The organism is Nitrobacter sp. MLSD-S21, assembly GCF_058809865.1.
In genome coordinates, this window is the sequence record NZ_JBXASZ010000002.1 from 604,458 (window position 1) to 622,727 (window position 18,270).

The following is an 18,270-nucleotide window of genomic DNA, read 5'->3' on the forward strand; positions in this document are numbered from 1 at the left end:
AGCAGAGAGCAGCAGCCGGCAGAAGCCCGTCAGGCGATCAAAGTTCCATTGGGATATCATCGAGATATGCACCAAATGCAGATTTTGAAGGACTGCTCCGCGAATCAGGCCCGCTCAGCCAAAATTTGCCGGAAGAACTCTTGAACCAAGGAGACCTTGGAGACATTTGGTGTAACTAGGCGTCAGCCGGGGCGCGAGGACTTTCGTGACCGATTTCATCGCGCATTTGAGCAGCCTCGTGGCCGCCCATGCAGGGCTCGCCTATTCCGCCGTCTTTCTCGCCGCGTTGCTCGAAGCCGTTCCGGTGTTCGGCTCGCTCATCCCCGGTTCGACAATCATTCTCGCAATGAGCGCCCTGATCGGCAGTGGCGAACTGAAACTTTTACCGGTCATGCTTGGCGCGATCGTCGGGGCCGTCATCGGCGACGGCAGCGCGTTCTGGATCGGGCATCGATCCGAACGCGAAATCCTCGGGGTCTGGCCGATGTCGCGCTATCCCGGCCTCGTCGCGCAGAGCAAAACCTTCTTCAATCGTTATGGCACGCTGGCCGTATTCTTTGCCCGCTTCGTCGCACCGGTACGCGCCCTGGTGCCGCTGACAGCCGGCGCGCTGGGGATGCCGCCGTTGATATTTTCTGCCGTGAACATCCCGGCGATCTTGCTCTGGGCTTCCGCGCATATCTTGCCCGGCGCGCTCGCAATATCGGCGCTGCATCATTATGGCGGGCTACCTCATCATTTCGGCAAACTGATCTGGATTGCTGCCGTGATCGTCGTTGCCGCGATCATCGGCGCCGGGACATGGTGGCGTTACCGCGGGCGCGGCTGCAACGTGTCTGCCACTGTGGATAAGCGAACCGGCTAGTGACCACTAGCAACTATAAACTTCTAGTGGAGTTTTGGATTCTACATTCGCAATGCGAGCCCGCAGCAGGTGGGGTGCGAATGTCAAATCCGCTCCACTAGCTATCATTGGAGCGATCATGACCAAACCTCTTGTGGTGTCGATTCCACACCGCCTCGGCAAGGACGAAGCGGTACGCCGGATGAAAGCGGGACTTGGCAGCGCCCGAACGCAATACGCCCAGTTGATCCAGGTCAATGAAGAACTGTGGAGCGGCGACCGCCTAGTTTTTTCCGTCACGGCCATGAAGCAGCAGGTGTCGGGAATTATGGACGTCTCCGAAGACCATGTTCGTCTCGAAGTGACATTGCCGTGGCTGCTCGCTCGCCTAGCCCACGGAATTCAGGGCGTGATTCAGAAAAAAGGCACGCTGATGCTCGAGAAGAAAACGGATGAACGTTGACAGGTGACGCCAACGTTCGATGGGAGCAGCGCGAGGCGACGCCTCACGCGCTGCGCACGACCGTCTTCAGGTAATTGTATGCCTTGATGATCTCGATCAGGCGGTCTTCCGTCGAGCGATCGCCGCCGTTGGCATCGGGATGATGCTGCTTCACCAGCATCTTGTATTTCGCCTTCACAGTTTCGAGCGTCGCGTCGGCGCCGAGGCCCAATACTTGTAACGCCTTGCGCTCCGCGTTGAATACCTTGCGCGTCTCGGGTTTGGCTTCGGAACCTGACCCCGGACCGGGACGCCATTTTCCGCGGCCATTGAGTTCACCGAACACGCTGAAGGGATCGGCCATGCCGTCGAGATCGATGTCGCCGGCCTTGCCTTTGCCCTTGGTGCCGTTGGCGCCCATCTTCCAGGTCGGGCGGTGGCCGGTCAGCGCATCCTTCTGATAGCGCGCGACCGCGTCCGCATTCATGCCCTGAAAGAAATTGTAGGACTGGTTGTACGCGCGAACATGATTGAGGCAGAAATGGAAATACTCGCGCTCGTTGCCGCGGCCTTTCGGTGCGCGGTGTGATCCTCTGCTCTCACAGTCCGGCCACTCGCAGGCGACCACTTCCTCGCGCGCGCGCGGCTGCTTCGCACCGGCCCTCGGCTTGATGCGGATGCTATCGAAGAATTTCGACGAATCTATCGGCATGATGTGTTTGACACCGCAATGCTCTAGGCTTCAAGTCTTGACATCGCATTTATTCCGTCCGGCGTCCGCACCATTGACGGAAACGAACGATGGGCGTTAAGTCGCTCGCCATGAGCGTGAAGGATAGCATCTCGCAGAAACTCAACGAAGCTTTCGCCCCAGAAAGCCTCGATGTCGCCGACGAGTCGTATCTTCATGAGGGTCACGCCGGCCATCGGCCGGGCGGCGAGACGCATTTCCGTATTCATATTGTGTCGCGAGCTTTCGAAGGAAAGAGCCGGGTCGAGCGTCATCGAATGATAAATACGCTGCTCGCCGCGGAACTGGCCGGACCCATTCACGCGCTGGCGATTCGGGCGACGGTACCGGGCGAACCGGGAAGCTAAATGCGGGGCACGCGGACAGCAAGGTCCGTCCCTCGTGGTGGTTTCAACTGGATGTGGATAGTCGGCCGGCAAGAGCCGCTTCGAAGCAGCGTGTCCATCGCCAGCGCACACGCCGCTCAAAATTCACCTTGCGCTTTTATCGGATATTAACCCGCTTTTCAGTACATCGGAGCAGACTACCTCCGTGTTACGGCAAAACGCGCACGCAGTAGGGCGTAACACATTCGGATTCGACTCGCTGGAATCATCCATGGCCGAAGCAGCCTCGACGGCGCTCATCGCCGAACTGGAAAGTGCGGTGAAGGGCGGCTCATCCGAGCGACGGCTCCAGATGCTTCGCCAGGTCACCGACCTGTTCCTGTCCGATGCCGACCGGCTCAACGAAAATCAGATCGGCGTCTTCGATGACGTTCTCGTCCGGCTGATGGAGCAGATGGAGGCGCGCACGCTGGCGCAACTCAGCACGAACCTTTCGGGGTCAAGCCTCGCACCGAAGGAGACCGTCCGGCAACTTGCTTATCATCAGGATGAGTCAGTCGCAGTACCGGTTTTGACAAAATCAACCAGACTGTCTGACGGCGACCTGATTGAAATCGCGAGCCTGCGCGGGCCGCAGCACCTGCTCGCCATATCGCACCGCGATACTTTGAGCGAGGGAGTGACCGACGTGCTGCTTAAACGCGGCGACTCGCGGGTCTCCCATACGCTGGCCAAGAATGCAGGCGCGCGCTTCTCCGAAACCGGTTACGCGGTCCTGGTTGAAAGCTCCGAAAAGGACGATACTCTCGCTGAGAAGCTTGGGCTGCGGTTGGACATCCCGCTCAAGGTGCTCCGCGAACTTCTTTCCCGAGCCAGCGCCGCGGTGCGAGAGCGTCTGCTCAAGGCGGCGCCCCCTGAAATGCGCGCGAAGATTCAAGCCGCGATCCAATCAGTGGTCGAACAGATCGCCTCTCCCAGCGTGGCACCGGTCAACTACGCCGAGTCGGAGTCGATGGTCCTTGCCCTGAACCGGGCCGGAAAGCTCGGCGACCAAACCATCAACCGGTTTGCGATACAGGGTGAGTACACCCACATTATTGCTGCGCTCGCGCTGTTGAACTCCGTGAGAACCGAAGCAATCGAGCCGCTGATCACCAACCCTCGCCCCGACGGATTGATCGTTGCCTGCAAGGCAGCGCGGCTGGACTGGTCAACGACCAATATGATCCTTCGCAATCGCCCGCATTGCCGTCCTCTGACCAAGCAGGAATTCGAAAACGGCCGCGAAGTGTTCGACGCGCTCTCTCTGTCATCAGCGCAACGCACCATCCGGTTCTGGTCCGCGCGCGGCTCGGCGAGGAAAGCCGATGCGCCGGACACGGCGGTCGCCATTTCGGACATCTGAGCCATGAGTTGGGGCAATCGGAAAGACGACCGGGTGACATTCGCTACCGGCTATTCCGTTCTGATGATGGGAATCGACGGAACATGGCAACGGTCATGCACCATGCTGGACATCTCCAACAGCGGCGCGCGTCTTCAGGTGAAAGACTCGATCGAAGGATTGAACCTCAAGGAGTTCTTTCTGCTGCTGTCATCGACCGGCCTCGCCTTTCGTCGCTGTGAGCTCGTCCGCGTCAATGGCGACGAGATTGGCGTCAAATTCGTTGAGGACAAGGTTCCGAACAAGAAGAAAGGCCGGGCGCTTGCCAAATCCGATTCGTGACATAGCGCGTTTTTGAGCGAAGCATGTCCTCGGACTTGACTCGATGATGGATACGCTCCTGCCCGCTTCGAGCCGTTCTAGATCGTCTCCACTCCGCGCGGCACCGGCTGAATGCGCAGCGCGGTGATGCGATTGCGCTCGCGCCGCAAAACCCTGAAGCGAAAACCGTAAAAGGTAAAATTCTGGCCACGCTCCGGGATCGAACGCGCCTCGTGAATCACGAGGCCTGCGATGGTGGTCGCCTCCTCGTCTGGAAGATGCCAGTCCATGGCGCGATTGAGATCACGGATCGGCACCGAACCATCCACCACGACCGAACCGTCGGCTTGTTGCCGAACCCCGGCTACGACCACATCGTGCTCGTCGGAGATATCGCCGACGATCTCCTCGAGAACGTCTTCCAGCGTCACCATGCCCTCGACTTCACCGTATTCGTCGACCACCAGCGCGAAGTGAGTCTTGCGGCGGCGAAACGCCTTAAGCTGATCGGAAACGGGGCGCATCTCCGGCACGAACCACGGCGGCAGCGCAATCGCGTTGACGTTGATTCGGGCAATATCGCCCTCCGAGGCGTGGATCGCCCGCAACAGATCCTTGGCATGGAGCACACCGACAATGTTCTCCGGCTTGTCGCGCCAGAGCGGAATGCGGGTGTATTCGCTAACAAGCACCTCGCGGACGAGATCCTCGGGGGGCAAGTCGGCATTGACCGTCACCATCGCGGTGCGATGAACCATCACGTCTGACACCGCGAGATCACCGAAGCGGAACACATTCTGGATGTATTCGGCCTCACCGCTTTCGATTCCGCCGTGCTCGGCGGATTCACCGATCAGCCCTTCGATCTCTGCGCCGGTCAACACGTCATGTTGCGAGACTTCCTTGACGCGAAGCGCGCGCAGGATGGCGCGCGAGGCCGAATTGAGCAGCCAGTTCAGCGGGTAGAACAGGATGTAGGATACATACAGCGGATAAGCGATCCACTGCGACACCGGCTCCGGCTGCCGGATCGCCAGGGTCTTCGGCACCTGCTCGCCGATCACGATGTGCAGCGACGAAAACACAAGAAATCCGGTCAGGAACGAGGTCAAATGCAGCGCCGGTTCCGGCATGCCGAGCGGCCGCAGCAGGGGATCGAGCAGGGCCGCAACCGTTGGCTCGCCGACCCAGCCAAGGCCGAGAGATGCCATGGTAATGCCGAGCTGGCAGCAGGCGAGATAGGCCTCGATGTTGCCCAAGATGTCGCGCATCAGCCGCGCCCCGAACCGACCGCGTTCCGCCATCGCCTTGACGCGATAGCCGCGGCTTTTCACCAGCGCGAATTCCGCCGCAACGAAGAACCCGTTGGCAGCAAGCAGCAGCAAGGCGAGCAGTATCTGCAGGAAAGTCGAACTCATTGCGGCCCCATGGCCTTGCCGAACTTATCCGATTCGACCATTCACATCCCCTCCACCAGGCATTGCCTGCGAATGTCAGAATCAAAATTGCTGCAAGGACATTGCGACGTCGTAATCAACACTTGATCACGTTCATGACTTTGAATCGAATCGACCCAAACTCATGACCGTGATTGATTCCAATATTTTGGAGCGCTATGCGGGCGGAAAACCGCCCCACACTTTTTCTCATCTCGCCCTATAGCGTTTTCGAGCGAAGTGGGAACCGGTTCGCGTGAAGAAAACGCGCCAAATCAAGATCATAGAGCCTCGCTTCTGATTCCATCAGAAGCGAAAAGGCTCTAGGCCGGCGCGTCTGCGAGCTTGCGGACCAGAAAATCCCGTACCATCGAAGGCTCGACGTCCGATGACACGACCGCCTGACCGATCGCCTTCAGCAGAATGAAGGTCAACCGGCCGCGCTTCACCTTTTTGTCTTGCGCCATCAGCGCCATAAGCGCGTCCGCATCGGCCAAGCCTTCTTGCTTGAATCCGGCGATGTCCTGCAAGCGCGTCGGCAGACCCGCCGCCGCCAGGTGCCGCTGGACGCGAGACACGTCGGCAACCGCGATCATTCCAAGTTGCGCCGAGAGTTCGGCAGCCAACACCATGCCGATCGAGACGCCCTCGCCGTGATAAAGGCGACCGCAAAATCCGGTGGCTGCTTCCAGCGCGTGGCCGAAGGTGTGTCCGAGATTGAGCAACGCACGCTCGCCGGTCTCGCGCTCGTCGCGGGCGACGATGGCAGCCTTGGCACGGCAACTGGTGGCGACCGCATGCTCGCGCGCCGCGCCGCCTTGGACGATGCCTGCATGATTGGCTTCCAGCCACGCGAAGAACGCCTCATCGCCGAGCAGGCCGTATTTGGCGACTTCGGCATAACCAGCACGGAACTGACGCGGCGACAACGTATCCAGTACGGCAGTGTCCGCGACCACCAGGATCGGCTGGTGAAAGGCACCGACCAGATTTTTTCCCTGCGGCGAGTTGATGCCTGTCTTGCCGCCCACGGACGAATCCACCTGCGCTAACAGCGAGGTCGGCACTTGCACGAAATCGACGCCACGGCGTACGATCGCGGCGGCGAAGCCCGCGAGATCGCCGACCACGCCTCCGCCAAGCGCGACGACAAGATCGTTGCGCTCGATCCTGGCCTTGATCAGTTCCTCACAGACAAATTCGACGCCTTCGTAGCTCTTTGAGACCTCCCCTTCGTCGACGACAATCCGCGACGTTGCGAGACCGGCGCCGATAAGCGATGCCTCGGTTCGCTGAAGCCAATGAGTGGCAACATATTCGTCTGTGACGACGGCGACGCGTGCGCCGGGACGCAACGCGGCGATTCGCTCGCCGAGCGACGGCAGGATGCCCCGGCCGATGACAATGTCGTAGGAACGCTCACCGAGCGCGACGTCAACCGTGATCGGGTCCGGGTTTTTCAGCGGAGTGGTCATTGCGTGGTGTTAAATCCCTCATCAGGTTTTGCAGTCACTTCGCCGCGGCAAAGCCCGAGATGAAGCAGGCCGATGCATTCATCGACGATCCGTTCGTACGGCGCATCGCGCGAGACGACCGTGATATTCGCCAGCTGGTAGATGGGCTCGCGCTCGGCGATCAGACGCTCGATCGTCGCGGCAGCATCGCCCGTTTGCAGCAAGGGTCGATCGGCTCGGCGCCTCACCCGGCGCAGAATCACCTCGGCGTCCGCCTTGAGCCAGATCGAGACCGCCCGCTCGCACAGGCGCGCCCGGGTTTCCTCGCGCAGCACGGCGCCACCACCGGTCGCGAGCACGATCGGGCCACCATTCAACAGCCGCGCGATCACGCGTGCTTCACCATCCCGGAAATGGGGCTCGCCATGGGTTTCGAAAATTTCGGGAATCGACATTCCGGCCGCGAGCTCGATCTCGGCGTCAGCATCAACGAATCGCATCCCGAGACGCGCCGCGAGACGCCGCCCGATGGTGGACTTGCCGGCACCCATCATGCCGACAAGCGCCAGCGACCGCCCGGCGAGCGCCGCGACTATGGCGGTCTCGGGGGATGCGCCGACGTTGGTCGGTGAAACGGTTTCGGACGTCAAAGGACACCTGCTGGAACGCGATTGCACGTTTGAAGTGGATTTGACGGTCGGCCTTCCATGATCCAGGCGGCGAACGTTCGAATCCAAGCCCACGACAAGTCGGGACCGCTCATCCCGGCCAGCTATACTACTCTCGTCGAGGAGGTTGCCAGAGACTCTTGCGCCTGGCTTGCGAACATGTTGGTACTTGTTGCGCTCGCCTGAAGGTCAATATCGTGCTCGGGACTGCAAATGCCCAGCCTGTTCCGCTTTCTGACAATCGTCGCGGCGCTCGGTGCGATCGGCTACGGCGTGATTTTCGGGCTGGCGAATTTCGTCGACCCGACGCCGCGGGAAATGGCGGTGACCATCCACCCGGATCAATTTCTCAAGAAATAGCTGCTACGCCTGCGGTATGAAATCCAATAATTCCCCCGACGCGAAGCTGGCCACCCTGTTCCTCGACATGCTGGCGGCCGAGCAAGGCGCCGGCGACAACACGCTCGACGCCTACCGCCGGGATCTCGAGGACTTATCCGCATTCTTCGCCCGCTCGCGGCAGAATTTCGTCATCGCCGGCACCCAGACGCTACGAGACTATCTCAATGACCTCGACCTTAGGGGGTTTAAGTCATCAAGCGTCGCGCGGCGCCTGTCAGCGATGCGTCACCTGTTTCGTTTTCTGCTGAGCGAACGCGTCAGGAACGACGATCCCGCGGCCATCCTTTCGGGTCCAAAACGCGGACGCAGCCTGCCGAAAATCCTGTCGATAGGGGATGTCGACCGCCTGCTCGCGCACGCAAAGATGGATGCCGAATCTCCGGACATCTCACCTGCCCGGCGATTGCGCGCGGCGCGGCTGTATTGCCTGCTTGAAGTGCTATATGCCACCGGGCTCCGCGTATCCGAACTGGTCTCGCTACCGCTGTCGGCGGCACGGCGCGATGCCCGCATGATCGTGGTGCGCGGCAAGGGCAACAAGGAGCGATTGGTACCGCTCAACAACGCGTCACGGCAGGCGATGGCAGACTATCTCGTCGCAATGGACGATCAGCGCGGCACAGGCAAAGCCGCAGGAGCACGGCCAAAATGGCTGTTTCCATCGTTCGGCGAAAGCGGTCACCTGACACGCCAGCACTTTGCGCGTGAGCTGAAGGAACTGGCGTCGGCGGCCGGTCTCGCGCCCCGGCTGGTCTCACCGCACGTGCTGCGCCATGCTTTCGCAAGCCATCTGCTGCATAACGGCGCAGACCTGCGAATCGTACAGACGCTGCTCGGCCATACCGACATCTCGACCACGCAAATCTATACGCACGTCGTGGAAGAGCGCCTGAAAAGCCTGGTACGCGACCTGCACCCGCTGGCGGAGGCCTGACCGGCGCTCATGCGCAGACGCCATCGAAACCATCGCGACCCGACCCTGACTTCAAGTATTCCGCTTCACCCTTGACTTAACGCCCATCAGCCGCGAAAGAGCGCTCGCGCCCAACTGTACCTAACCAGCCATCGGGCCCCCAACCTCACCCGCTTTCTAAATATTTGAACAAAAAGACTTTTATCTATTCGATCGATAGATTTCGCCTCCCCGCGCCTTCGTCTCTATACTGCTGGAATGCCCGATCCCATGCGTAGCTACCTCGATTTCGAAAAACCCGTCGCCGAACTCGACTCCAAGATCGACGAACTCCGTGCGCTCGCCGCCTCCGGCAGCGACATCAGCGAGGAGATTTCCAGTATCGAGGAGAAGGCCGCGCAGGCTCTGAAGGATCTCTACGCCAACCTGACTCCCTGGCAGAAAACCCAGGTGGCACGGCACCCGCAGCGGCCGCACTTCTCTGATTTCGTCAAAGGGCTGATTACCGAGTTCACGCCGCTGGCCGGCGACCGCAAGTTCGGCGAGGACGAGGCGCTTATCGGCGGCTTCGGCCGCTTCCGAGGCGAAAGCATCTGCGTTATCGGACAGGAGAAGGGCGCAACCACCGAAAGCCGGCTGAAGCACAATTTCGGGATGGCGCGCCCGGAAGGCTATCGCAAGGCGGTCCGGCTGATGGATATGGCCGACCGTTTCGACATTCCCGTGCTGTCGCTGGTCGATTCCGCCGGAGCTTATCCCGGCATCGGCGCCGAGGAGCGCGGCCAGGCCGAGGCAATCGCGCGCTCGACCGACGCGTGCCTGTCGCTCGGCGTCGCCAATATCGCCGTGATCATCGGCGAGGGCGGCTCCGGCGGCGCCATCGCGATCGCCACCGCAAACCGCGTTTTGATGCTGGAACATGCGATCTATAGCGTGATCTCGCCGGAAGCGGCGTCGTCTATCCTCTGGCGCGACGGAAGCAAGGCACAAGAAGCAGCGACCAACATGAAAATCACCGCGCAGGATCTGCTGCGGTTCGGCGTGATCGACACCATCCTCAAGGAGCCGCGGGGCGGCGCACACCGCGATCCCGCCGCCACTGTCGCGCTTGCCGGAGACGCTATCGCCGATGCGTTGAACGATCTGCGTACTCTCGACCGCGACTCGCTTCGCAAGCAGCGCCGCCAGAAATTCCTCGAAATCGGGCGTAAACTGGGCTGAGCACCAGCGCTTTACCCACGTTTCGGCGACACGAATCTGTGCCTTGTTCCAATTGTCGTGACCGGGTTCGGCTCCCGGCAAATCCCATGGCTTTGGTTCCGGAAGCCGCTGAGCCGCCCTAATTCAGCCCCGTCCGGAATATTTAGTCTCCATTCACCACTCGAAGTCGTAGTTCATCTTGTTCGGTTCCACTTGGCTTGCGGGCTCGGAGGCTTAAGGATAATATTTTATTCAATGGCTTGGGGCACGATGCCATGAATTTGGGGTGCAGCTTGCCCGTCCTTTGCGGAGCTTTGCTTTGATTAATCGCTCGGCTGCTCGCGCGATCGTGACCTTTGCCGTGCTGACGGGCGGTGCGCTTCTGGCCGGCTGCAACACCGACGACGCCTCACTCGCGAGCAACGCCAAGGCCAACCAGCCGGTGCCGCCCAAGGTTGTCACCGCCATGACCGCGAAGGACATGGAACTGCAATCGCCGATCCTGATCCGGCTATTTAAGCAGGAGGCCGAACTCGAGGTTTGGAAGCAGGACCGGTCCGGCAAGTTCGCCTTACTCAAGACCTACCCGATCTGCCGCTGGTCCGGCGATCTCGGCCCGAAGACACGCGAGGGGGATCGTCAGGCTCCGGAAGGATTCTACAGCATCTCGCCGGCGCAGATGAATCCGCGCTCCGCCTACTACCTCTCGTTCAACACCGGCTATCCCAACGCCTACGACAAGTCGCTGGGTCATACTGGTTCCGAATTGATGGTGCATGGCGACTGTTCCTCGCGCGGCTGTTACGCCATGACCGACGAGCAGATCGCCGAAATCTACGCAATCGGACGGGAGTCATTCTTCGGCGGTCAGCGCGCCTTCCAGTTCCAGGCCTATCCATTCCGCATGACGCCCGTAAACTTTGCGAAGCATCGCAACAACCCGAACATGCCGTTCTGGAAAATGATCAAGGAAGGCAACGATCATTTCGAGGCCACGCATCAAGAGCCGAAGGTCGCCTTCTGCGAGCATAAGTACGTGTTTGATCCGGCGCCCCCGACCGGCTCCGTCAGGCCGCTTGAGTTCAACGCCTCAGCGAAGTGTCCGGCCTATGCGGTGCCTGACGAGATCGCAAGCGCGGTGCGCGAGAAGCAGCAGCGCGACAATACCGAAATAGCCAACCTGATCTCGAAGGGATCGCCGGTCGCCAAGCTCAACACCGGAATCGACGGCGGCATGAACCGGGTGTTCGCCGCCAAGCTGCCCGAGGGTCAGACGGGGCTTTCAGATCCCGTGGAACCCGGCCTGAAGACCACGGCGTTTTCGCCGGCGCCTGGCACCATTCCACCGACCGTCAACCCGCCACGCAATTCGGCAGCAGCAACAGTCGCGACCTCCTACGAACCGGAGGCCGACGCGACAAGGCCGTCGTCATCTTTGCTAGCCCCCTCCAAGCCGAACAGCATCTTCACCAATCTTGCCCGCAAGATAGGTTTCGGAGACGCCGACACGACCGCCACAACCAAGGAACCTGTTTCGGCTTCGGCCAAACCCAAAGAGTCTGCTTCGGCCAAGCCAAAGACGGCAACTCCGGCGCGCAGCGTTCCGCTTCGCCCGGCCGTGGAGAAGCACACAGCACCCAAAACGGCAGAGAAGACGGCTAAAAAGGGAGCTAAGCCAGAACACGTCGCAACCGCGCGGCCCCCGCTCAAGCCCGCAGTCGACGCTCCCGCGACGGCTTCGATTCCGAGCGCAGCACCGTTGGCGTCATCGAACTCGTTCGATAGCCGCTTCTCGGTCTCCCGGTAATATCCAGACCTGTCGGACAGGTGTTATTCCGAGCGCGGCGACGAAGGCCTCAAGAGCTTTTCTGCTTCTGACAGAATCAAAAGCGTAGCTCTATAATTTAAACCTGACGCGTTCTTCACGCGAACCGGTATCCACTTCGCTCGAAACGCTCGAGGTCTCTCGCCGGCTGGAATGACAGCCGCGTCGGGAGGGCTTCAGGCGTAGCGGCCGTGGCAATGCTTGTATTTCTTGCCTGAACCGCAAGGACAGTCCTCATTGCGGCCGACCTTGCCCCAGCTCGCCGGATTATTCGGATCGCGGCTGGAACGGTCCGCATGCGCTGCCGGCGCCAGCGAGGCCCCGGCAAAACTGCTTTGCGCAAACGCCATCTCGTCCTCACCGGTATTCGGATCGAACTTATGGGCTTCCATCACAGGCAGCGCCGGCTGTTCCTCCTCGGGCGGCACGATCTCGACGCGCATCAACTGCCCCGTCACCGCCTCGCGCAGATTGGCAATCAAGCTTTCGAACAGGGAAAAGGCTTCCGACTTGTATTCCTGTAGCGGATCGCGCTGGCCATAGCCGCGCAGGCCGATAACCTGACGCAGATGATCCAGCATCACCAGGTGTTCGCGCCAGAGATGGTCCAGGGTCTGCAGCAGGATGGTCTTCTCGACGTAGCGCATGACGTCAGGCCCCCATTGCCCGACCTTGGCCGCCATATGCTCGTCGACACGGCTTTCGATACGCGACAGCAACTCCTCGCCGGCAATGCCTTCTTCTGCGGCCCATTCATCCACCGGCAACTCGATATCGAGCACGCGGTTCAGCTCTTCTTTCAGGCCGGCGACATCCCACTGCTCAGGGTACTGGTTCTCCGGCACATGCTTTGTGACGAGGTCCTCGACGAACGCATGGCGCATGTCGACGACGGTTTCGGCGACGCTTTCGTTCTGCATCAGATCGACACGCTGTTCGAAGATCACCTTGCGCTGGTCGTTCTGCACGTCGTCGTACTTCAGCAAATTCTTGCGGATGTCGAAGTTGCGCGCCTCGACCTTCTGCTGTGCTTTCTCCAGCGCCTTATTGATCCAGGGGTGGGTGATGGCCTCGCCTTCCTTAAGGCCAAGCCGCTGCAGCATGGTGTCGAGCCGATCCGACCCGAAGATCCGCATCAGGTCATCGTCCAGCGACAGGAAGAATTTCGAACGGCCAGGATCGCCCTGGCGGCCGGAACGGCCGCGCAACTGGTTGTCGATGCGCCGCGACTCGTGGCGTTCCGAACCGATGATGTAGAGCCCGCCGGGGCGGGTCACGGTCTTGGCCGGCTTTGAACCCTTGGCCGGCTCAATCTCGACGATATCCTCCGCCTTAAGCACCATTTCACGGAAGCGCTCGATATCGGCCTTGACTTCCCCTATTTTCGCTTCTCTTTCAGCTTCGTCTGTGATGTCGGCCGTCTCGACTTGAGCGCGCATCTCCAGCGAGCCACCGAGTTTGATATCGGTGCCGCGACCGGCCATGTTGGTCGCGATGGTGATCGCGCCGGGCACGCCGGCTTCGGCGACGATATAAGCTTCCTGCTCATGGAAGCGGGCGTTCAGCACCGCGAACAGCTTTGCCGGTTTGCCGGCGCGAGCCGCAGCGTACAGCTTCCGCATCGATTTCGGATCGCTGAAGTCGATCTGCTTGTAACCATGCTTCTTCAGATAATCGGCGAGAACCTCGGATTTCTCGATCGAGGCGGTTCCGACCAGCACGGGCTGCATCCGCGCATTGGCGCGCTCAACCTCAGCCAGGATCGCGGCGTATTTCTCGTTCTGGGTACGGTAGACCTCGTCGTCCTCGTCGAGACGCGCAATCGGCAGGTTCGTCGGTATCTCGACGACTTCGAGCTTGTAGATGTCGGCCAGTTCGTCGGCTTCCGTCGACGCCGTGCCGGTCATGCCCGCGAGCTTCTTGTACATCCGGAAGTAGTTCTGGAAGGTGATGGAGGCGAGCGTCTGGTTCTCCGGCTGCACCGGCTGATGCTCTTTCGCTTCCAGCGCCTGATGCAAGCCTTCCGAATAGCGGCGGCCCGGCATCATGCGGCCAGTGAATTCATCGATGATGACGACCTCGCCGTCGCGGACAATGTAGTCCTTGTCGCGGGTGAACAGCGAATGCGCGCGCAGCGCCTGGTTGATGTGGTGGACGACGGAGACGTTCTCGACATCGTAAAGCGAGTCGCCTTTGAGCTGGCCGGCCTCGCGCAGCAGCGTCTCGATCTTCTCCATGCCGGCTTCGGTGAGCGCCACCGAGCGCTGCTTCTCGTCGACCTCGTAGTCTGTCACCTTCTCGAGATTCGGCATGAAGGTGTCGATGGTGTTGTAAAATTCGGAGCGGTCGTCGAGCGGGCCGGAAATGATCAGCGGCGTCCGCGCTTCGTCGATCAGAATCGAGTCAACCTCGTCGACGATAGCGAAGAAGTGCTCACGCTGGACCATATCCTCCAGCCGGTACTTCATATTGTCGCGCAGATAGTCGAAGCCATACTCGTTGTTGGTGCCGTAGGTGATGTCGCAGGCATAGGCTACCTTGCGCTCGACGTCGTCGAGGCCGTGCACGATCACGCCGGTGGTGAGGCCGAGGAAGGAGTAGATCTGCGACATCCAGCCGGCGTCGCGGCGTGCGAGATAATCGTTGACGGTGACGACGTGAACGCCATTGCCGGCGAGCGCGTTGAGATAAACGGCAAGCGTGGCGACCAGCGTCTTGCCTTCGCCGGTCTTCATCTCGGCGATATCGCCCTCGTGCAGCACCATGCCGCCGATCAACTGCACGTCGAAATGCCGCTGGCCGAGGGTTCGCTTGGCTGCCTCGCGCACTGTGGCGAAGGCGGGAACCAGAATGTCATCGAGGGTTTTGCCGCTCGCAAGCTGCTGCTTGAATTCGGCGGTGCGCGCCCGCACCGCCTCATCTGACAGCGCGGCGATTTCGGGCTCCAAGGCGTTGATGGCTTTGAGGCGGGATTGATATCCCTTGACCCGCCGATCGTTGGCGGAACCGAAAAACTTGCGGGCAAACGCGCCAATCATCCCAAATTCCTGTCTTCGCGGTTCGCCGTTGCAGCCATGTGGGTAGTCTCCTGAACCCTCCGCTTCTGATGGATCAGAAGCGGCAACGAGTTTGCTTCACGCGACCGGTCATCCCGCTCGAGAACGCTATAGTGTCCGAACCCGAAAGTTCGCCTTGGTTCTGCACAGCGAACCTCGCAACCACCGCACAAGCCGCCTATCAACTCAACTCATCGTGACGCATCAGGGCCGTAAGTCCCGAAAGCCGAGCGTCCGCATATGGGTTGAGATTCGGTGACCCGGGGTTCAATCGCAAAAGCACAGCCAGAACCCGCCTTTGCCGTCGACCGTCCGGCAGAAATATGGCCGGCCCCGTGGGTTGTCAACGGTGGCCGGAGCACCGATCCGAAGCGTTTGCGACAAAAGCGGCAGCGTCCGCCGGTCTGGGAGTTCATGATTTTGACAGAGTTTTCGCATTGCCAAGAACCCACGATTGAGCGAGTGTCCGCCCACATCCTCCTCCTGGAGATCAAGGATCCCATGACCATCTCATTGCCCGCAACAAAATATAGTCTGCGCGTTCGCCTGGCGTCGTCCGCTCTCGGCGGCTGCCTGGCCGCGGTCTTGTTCGTCGGCACGCCGCTCCACGCCGATGCGGATCCCGTGCTGGCAAAAGTTAACGGCGCCGAGATCCACCAGAGCGACGTTAATCTTGCCACGGAGGAACTGGGTCCGAGCCTCGCGCAGATGGATCCGGCGGCGAAGCAGGAGAATGTGCTGTCTTTCCTTATCGACATGAAGATCATCGCCAAGGCCGCAGAAGAAAAGAAAATTGAAAACAGCGAGGAGTTCAAAAAACGGCTCGCCTTCGCCCGCGACCGCCTGCTGATGGACCGACTGCTGGCATCCCAAGCTAAAGCGGCGATCACCGACGATGCCATGAAGACGGTCTATGCGGATGCCTCCAAGCAGATCACCAGCGAACAGGAGGTTCATGCGCGCCACATCCTGGTGCAGACAGAGGACGAGGCCAAGAAGATCGAGGACGAGTTGAAGAAGGGCGCAGACTTCGTCGAACTCGCCAAGAAAGAATCCAAGGATCCCGGCGCCTCCGACGGCGGCGACCTCGGCTTCTTTACCAAGGAGCAGATGGTACCGGAATTTTCAAAGGTCGCCTTCGCGCTGGAGCCCGGCAAGATTTCCGACCCGATCAAAACCCAGTTCGGCTGGCACATCATCAAGGTCGAGGAAAAGCGCGCCCGCAAGGCCCCCGACTTCGATGAGGTAAAGCCGCAAGTCGAGCAGTTTGTGACACGAAAGGCGCAGGCGGAATACGTCACCAAGCTGCGCGAGGCCGCCAAGGTCGAGCGTATGGACAAGCCAGCCCACCCCGCGAATGCAAGCGGGGACAAGGCCAACTCTGCCAAACCCGCGGACGGCAAAACGCCAGCGAAGAAATAAAATCCGCTGTCGCGTCGTTGAAACCGATAGTATTGACAATCGTCATGGTCGGGCTCGTCCCGGCCATCCACGTCTTTGGAATCCGCTCAACGCAAGAAAGACGTGGATGGCCGGAATAAATCCGGCCATGACGACGAAATTTGCTGTCGACAGGCCTCACACATGTCCACCGGCATTTCTCCCCTCGCCCCGACCGATATCCCCGATATGCCCGAAATCGCGGGCGTGCGCCTCGCGACCGCCGCTGCCGGCATCCGCTACAAGGGCCGCACCGATGTACTGCTGGCGCTGCTGGACAAGGGCACGGCGGTGGCCGGGGTGTTCACCAAATCCAAATGCCCGTCGGCGCCGGTCGAGTGGTGCCGCACGCGGTTGAAGGGTGGGCGCGCGCGGGCCTTGGTGGTGAATTCGGGCAACGCCAACGCCTTCACCGGCAAAACCGGCCGCCAGGCTACCAAACTGACCGCCGACGTCGCCGCCAAGGCGGCCGGCTGCAAGGCAAGCGACATCTATCTCGCCTCGACCGGCGTGATCGGCGAACCGCTCGACGCCACAAAATTCAACGGCGTGCTGGAGGCATTGTCGCGCGACGCCGCGCCGGATCGCTGGATGGACGCGGCGCGCGCCATCATGACCACCGACACTTTCCCCAAGGTTGCAACCGCGAGGGTGAAGCTCGGCAAGGCGACCGTCACCATCAACGGCATCGCCAAGGGCGCTGGCATGATCGCGCCCGACATGGCGACCATGCTCTCCTTCGTCTTTACCGATGCGCCGATAACGGCGACAGCATTGCAGTCGCTGTTGAAAAGCGGTGTCGAGGACACCTTCAACGCCGTCACCATCGACAGCGACACCTCCACCTCCGACACCCTGCTAGCGTTCGCGACCGGCGCCGCAAGCGCCCGCGGCGCGCCGAAAATTACCCGCGCCAGCGATCCGCGCCTGAAAGCGTTCGCGAAAGCATTTCACGGCGTGCTGGCCGATCTCGCCGAACAGGTGGCGCGCGACGGCGAAGGCGCGCGCAAGCTGGTCGAGGTCATCGTCGAAGGCGCAACGTCGAAGGCATCGGCGCGCAGGATCGCCAAGTCGATCGCCAACTCGCCTCTGGTGAAGACCGCGATCGCCGGCGAGGACGCCAACTGGGGCCGCGTGGTGATGGCGGTGGGCAAGGCTGGAGAGCCGGCCGACCGCGACAAGCTGTCGATCTATTTCAACGGCATTCGCGTCGCCAAAAGCGGCGCGCGGGACCCGTCTTACGACGAGGCGGAAGTGTCGAAAGCCATGAAGAACGACAAGATTCAGATCAAGACGACGCTAGGTCTCGGCAAGGGCCGCGACCGCGTGCTGACCTGCGACCTCACCAAGGAGTATGTCGCGATCAACGGCGATTACAGGTCGTGAAACTCACTCTCGTCGTCGCCTGCGCCCTGATCGACGCCGACAACCGGGTGCTGATCGCGCAGCGACCGGAAGGCAAGCAGCTTGCCGGCCTGTGGGAATTTCCCGGCGGCAAGTTCGAGCATGGAGAACGCCCCGAAGAGGCGCTGATTCGTGAGCTGCGCGAGGAGCTCGGCATCGTCACGCAGGAGGGGTGCCTGGCGCCGCTGACCTTCGCGAGCCACGCTTACGAGAGCTTCCATCTCTTGATGCCGCTCTACATCTGCCGGCGCTGGGAAGGCACGGTGACCTCAAAAGAGGGGCAGGCGCTGAAGTGGGTTCGTGCCAATAAGCTTCGCGACTACCCGATGCCGCCCGCGGATATACCTCTTATTCCGCCGCTGGTTGATCTGTTGATGTGAGTTCGCGCCCCGGGCGCGGCGCAG

Annotated in this window: 17 protein-coding genes; 12 read left to right on the forward strand and 5 right to left on the reverse strand. The window is 60.8% G+C overall.

Annotated features, from left to right (window positions below; genetic code table 11):
* The first annotated feature begins 205 nt into the window (after positions 1–205).
* Both AC1RT6_RS08760 and AC1RT6_RS08765 read left to right on the forward strand, forming a co-directional pair.
* A complete protein-coding gene (locus AC1RT6_RS08760; protein ID WP_079445470.1) occupies positions 206–865 on the forward strand; it encodes a DedA family protein in 660 nt (219 codons plus the stop codon).
* 118 nt (positions 866–983) lie between these two features.
* Positions 984–1,307, forward strand: coding sequence for a polyhydroxyalkanoic acid system family protein (locus AC1RT6_RS08765; protein ID WP_079445469.1), 324 nt, complete (start codon positions 984–986; stop codon positions 1,305–1,307).
* A 43-nt stretch (positions 1,308–1,350) separates the two neighbouring features.
* On the opposite strand, the gene AC1RT6_RS08770 is transcribed toward AC1RT6_RS08765, so the two are convergent.
* Positions 1,351–1,998 (reverse strand): J domain-containing protein, encoded by a 648-nt coding sequence (locus AC1RT6_RS08770; RefSeq protein WP_079445468.1) that lies wholly within the window; start codon positions 1,996–1,998, stop codon positions 1,351–1,353.
* 110 nt (positions 1,999–2,108) lie between these two features.
* On the opposite strand from AC1RT6_RS08770, the gene AC1RT6_RS08775 reads away from it, so the two are divergent.
* The 3 genes from AC1RT6_RS08775 to AC1RT6_RS08785 all read left to right on the forward strand — a co-directional run bounded on the left by AC1RT6_RS08775 (position 2,109) and on the right by AC1RT6_RS08785 (position 4,089).
* Entirely contained in the window at positions 2,109–2,384 is a 276-nt protein-coding gene (locus AC1RT6_RS08775; RefSeq protein ID WP_079445540.1) for a BolA family protein, read from the forward strand.
* A gap of 250 nt (positions 2,385–2,634) precedes the next feature.
* A complete protein-coding gene (locus tag AC1RT6_RS08780) occupies positions 2,635–3,768 on the forward strand; it encodes a DUF2336 domain-containing protein (protein WP_079445467.1) in 1,134 nt (377 codons plus the stop codon).
* A 3-nt stretch (positions 3,769–3,771) separates the two neighbouring features.
* A complete protein-coding gene (locus AC1RT6_RS08785; RefSeq protein WP_079445466.1) occupies positions 3,772–4,089 on the forward strand; it encodes a PilZ domain-containing protein in 318 nt (105 codons plus the stop codon).
* 77 nt (positions 4,090–4,166) lie between these two features.
* Here the strand turns inward: AC1RT6_RS08785 and AC1RT6_RS08790 are convergent, their stop codons facing one another.
* The 3 genes from AC1RT6_RS08790 to AC1RT6_RS08800 all read right to left on the reverse strand — a co-directional run bounded on the left by AC1RT6_RS08790 (position 4,167) and on the right by AC1RT6_RS08800 (position 7,608).
* Complete coding sequence (locus AC1RT6_RS08790) at positions 4,167–5,486, reverse strand: hemolysin family protein (RefSeq protein WP_079445465.1); 1,320 nt, start codon at positions 5,484–5,486, stop codon at positions 4,167–4,169.
* Positions 5,487–5,827: 341 nt separating this feature from the next.
* Positions 5,828–6,979 (reverse strand): 3-dehydroquinate synthase, encoded by a 1,152-nt coding sequence (aroB, locus tag AC1RT6_RS08795; protein ID WP_079445464.1) that lies wholly within the window; start codon positions 6,977–6,979, stop codon positions 5,828–5,830.
* Positions 6,976–7,608: a shikimate kinase gene (locus AC1RT6_RS08800; RefSeq protein ID WP_079445463.1), complete on the reverse strand. Its 633-nt coding sequence runs from the start codon at positions 7,606–7,608 to the stop codon at positions 6,976–6,978. Before AC1RT6_RS08800 ends, aroB begins: the two co-directional genes overlap by 4 nt.
* Before the next feature lie 231 nt (positions 7,609–7,839).
* Between AC1RT6_RS08800 and AC1RT6_RS08805 the strand changes: the two genes are divergently transcribed.
* The 4 genes from AC1RT6_RS08805 to AC1RT6_RS08820 all read left to right on the forward strand — a co-directional run bounded on the left by AC1RT6_RS08805 (position 7,840) and on the right by AC1RT6_RS08820 (position 11,948).
* Positions 7,840–7,986 carry a histidine kinase gene (locus tag AC1RT6_RS08805; RefSeq protein WP_079445462.1) on the forward strand — a complete coding sequence of 49 codons (147 nt, stop codon included), beginning with the start codon at positions 7,840–7,842 and terminating at the stop codon, positions 7,984–7,986.
* Between the two features lie 16 nt (positions 7,987–8,002).
* A complete protein-coding gene (gene xerD / locus AC1RT6_RS08810) occupies positions 8,003–8,962 on the forward strand; it encodes a site-specific tyrosine recombinase XerD (protein WP_079445461.1) in 960 nt (319 codons plus the stop codon).
* A 237-nt stretch (positions 8,963–9,199) separates the two neighbouring features.
* A complete protein-coding gene (locus AC1RT6_RS08815; RefSeq protein ID WP_079445460.1) occupies positions 9,200–10,162 on the forward strand; it encodes an acetyl-CoA carboxylase carboxyltransferase subunit alpha in 963 nt (320 codons plus the stop codon).
* Between the two features lie 298 nt (positions 10,163–10,460).
* A complete protein-coding gene (locus AC1RT6_RS08820) occupies positions 10,461–11,948 on the forward strand; it encodes a L,D-transpeptidase family protein (protein WP_079445459.1) in 1,488 nt (495 codons plus the stop codon).
* A gap of 194 nt (positions 11,949–12,142) precedes the next feature.
* Here AC1RT6_RS08820 and secA read toward each other — a convergent pair whose 3' ends face one another.
* On the reverse strand, positions 12,143–15,004 hold the full coding sequence (secA, locus tag AC1RT6_RS08825) for a preprotein translocase subunit SecA (RefSeq protein WP_079445458.1): 2,862 nt from the start codon (positions 15,002–15,004) through the stop codon (positions 12,143–12,145).
* A gap of 519 nt (positions 15,005–15,523) precedes the next feature.
* Between secA and AC1RT6_RS08830 the strand changes: the two genes are divergently transcribed.
* From AC1RT6_RS08830 to mutT, 3 genes are all read left to right on the forward strand, one after another.
* A complete protein-coding gene (locus AC1RT6_RS08830; protein ID WP_079445539.1) occupies positions 15,524–16,444 on the forward strand; it encodes a peptidylprolyl isomerase in 921 nt (306 codons plus the stop codon).
* 162 nt (positions 16,445–16,606) lie between these two features.
* Positions 16,607–17,848 carry a bifunctional glutamate N-acetyltransferase/amino-acid acetyltransferase ArgJ gene (gene argJ, locus AC1RT6_RS08835; protein WP_079445457.1) on the forward strand — a complete coding sequence of 414 codons (1,242 nt, stop codon included), beginning with the start codon at positions 16,607–16,609 and terminating at the stop codon, positions 17,846–17,848.
* A complete protein-coding gene (gene mutT / locus AC1RT6_RS08840; protein ID WP_079445456.1) occupies positions 17,845–18,246 on the forward strand; it encodes an 8-oxo-dGTP diphosphatase MutT in 402 nt (133 codons plus the stop codon). The genes argJ and mutT overlap by 4 nt, the downstream gene beginning before the upstream one ends.
* The last annotated feature ends 24 nt before the right edge of the window (positions 18,247–18,270 follow it).

Excerpts from the sequence above, each read along its gene's own strand:
- AC1RT6_RS08815 (WP_079445460.1), top strand. The coding sequence starts at position 9,200 with ATGCCCGATCCCATGCGTAGCTACCTCGATTTCGAAAAACCCGTCGCC.
- AC1RT6_RS08765 (WP_079445469.1), top strand. The coding sequence starts at position 984 with ATGACCAAACCTCTTGTGGTGTCGATTCCACACCGCCTCGGCAAGGAC.
- AC1RT6_RS08770 (WP_079445468.1), bottom strand. The coding sequence starts at position 1,998 with ATGCCGATAGATTCGTCGAAATTCTTCGATAGCATCCGCATCAAGCCG.
- AC1RT6_RS08830 (WP_079445539.1), top strand. The coding sequence starts at position 15,524 with ATGACCATCTCATTGCCCGCAACAAAATATAGTCTGCGCGTTCGCCTG.
- AC1RT6_RS08775 (WP_079445540.1), top strand. The coding sequence starts at position 2,109 with ATGAGCGTGAAGGATAGCATCTCGCAGAAACTCAACGAAGCTTTCGCC.
- AC1RT6_RS08790 (WP_079445465.1), bottom strand. The coding sequence starts at position 5,486 with ATGAGTTCGACTTTCCTGCAGATACTGCTCGCCTTGCTGCTGCTTGCT.
- AC1RT6_RS08780 (WP_079445467.1), top strand. The coding sequence starts at position 2,635 with ATGGCCGAAGCAGCCTCGACGGCGCTCATCGCCGAACTGGAAAGTGCG.
- xerD (WP_079445461.1), top strand. The coding sequence starts at position 8,003 with ATGAAATCCAATAATTCCCCCGACGCGAAGCTGGCCACCCTGTTCCTC.
- aroB (WP_079445464.1), bottom strand. The coding sequence starts at position 6,979 with ATGACCACTCCGCTGAAAAACCCGGACCCGATCACGGTTGACGTCGCG.
- AC1RT6_RS08805 (WP_079445462.1), top strand. The coding sequence starts at position 7,840 with ATGCCCAGCCTGTTCCGCTTTCTGACAATCGTCGCGGCGCTCGGTGCG.
- argJ (WP_079445457.1), top strand. The coding sequence starts at position 16,607 with ATGTCCACCGGCATTTCTCCCCTCGCCCCGACCGATATCCCCGATATG.
- secA (WP_079445458.1), bottom strand. The coding sequence starts at position 15,004 with ATGATTGGCGCGTTTGCCCGCAAGTTTTTCGGTTCCGCCAACGATCGG.
- AC1RT6_RS08785 (WP_079445466.1), top strand. The coding sequence starts at position 3,772 with ATGAGTTGGGGCAATCGGAAAGACGACCGGGTGACATTCGCTACCGGC.